Origin of the sequence: Caballeronia calidae, from assembly GCF_900044055.2 — a bacterium.
GTDB lineage: Bacteria > Pseudomonadota > Gammaproteobacteria > Burkholderiales > Burkholderiaceae > Caballeronia > Caballeronia calidae.
The window spans coordinates 1-1,139 of sequence record NZ_FCOX02000291.1 but is presented as its reverse complement, the minus strand read 5'-3'; the positions used below and the strand labels follow the sequence as shown (position 1 = coordinate 1,139).

The window sequence follows — 1,139 nt, the reverse complement described above, 5'->3', positions numbered from 1 at the left end:
CAGGTGGGCGCGTGCGTCGGCCTGGTGCCGCAGCCCTATGACAGCGGCGAAAGCCAGGTCGACCAGGGGATCAGCAAACAGGGCAACCGACGGGTGCGCGCGCTGCTGATCGAGATGGCGTGGACCTGGCTGCGCTACCAGCCCGGCAGTGCACTGACACAGTGGTTCAACCAGCGCACGCAGGGCACGGGGCCGAACCGCCGCGCGCGGCGCATCGCCATCGTCGCTGTCGCACGGCGACTGGTGATTGCACTATGGCGCTACCTGAAGCACGGCGTTATTCCTGAGGGCGCGCAGATGAAACCCCTCTGACCTCGTATGCATAGCGAAAGTGATGCCGCGACAATCGGATCACTTGTTGTTCCCATGGTTGAAGTGGACATGCCCGTCGGACTCCTGGGTTGCCGACGCAACCGATTTCTAGATGGGGCACGTCACCCGGACAAGACTCCGGCGCAGCGCGCATGCAGGATAGGGCTGGCGAACCGGGCCAGCGGATAGAAGGTTGTGGGACGTTGGATCATCTCACGAGCGCCACGGGCTTCAGGCAGGGGGGACGTGAATTCGATTGCCGCAGTTGGCGAGCGCAATACCGCGCGCTCACCAACATACGACAGCATATCGCCTCTTCCGAGTGTCAAAGGCTCGCTACGCCAGGCTCCGGCCTGCCCTTGACCCCACTCGCAAGGAGATGTGGAGGAAGTAATCGACGATTCGCGAGCGGGCCTTGACAAATTACTGCTCATAGAAGGAATCCGCGCGGCAGACAGGATTTGAGCTGCCGGTACTGACGCCACATCGTGCGGGCGTCAACGCCGATTGCGGTTTGGGCCGCCATTGCGCGCAAAAGTGGCTTTCCCGGCGGCGAAATCAGGGCAATGTTGTCCCCTTCGGGACTTACGCAGGCGTCATTTTCGACATTCTGCGTAGGTTCAGCGCCGCGCAGACGAGTTTCCATTCGGCCTGTGCCTTGGCCAGTCCACGCATGCTGAATTGTCGAAATCCGAGAACGCTCTTTACCCAGGCATTCGGCGGTTCGGACAGCCATTTGCGCTTTCGATAGGCCGCCTGAGTTTGCGCACAAGTAAACTTGTCGGCCATCGCGGCGCATAGCGGGCGCTTCCGGGCATCGACCTTCA

General features: G+C 61.6%; 2 protein-coding genes. One reads left to right on the top strand and one right to left on the bottom strand.

Going from position 1 to position 1,139, the window contains the following annotated elements; genetic code table 11:
* Positions 1 to 312 (top strand): transposase (locus tag AWB78_RS42715; protein ID WP_157697917.1); only part of this gene is annotated, 312 nt, incomplete at its 5' end.
* A gap of 585 nt (positions 313 to 897) precedes the next feature.
* Here the strand turns inward: AWB78_RS42715 and AWB78_RS42710 are convergent.
* On the bottom strand, positions 898 to 1,139 hold a 242-nt coding region (locus tag AWB78_RS42710), incomplete at its 5' end, for a transposase (protein ID WP_198399512.1).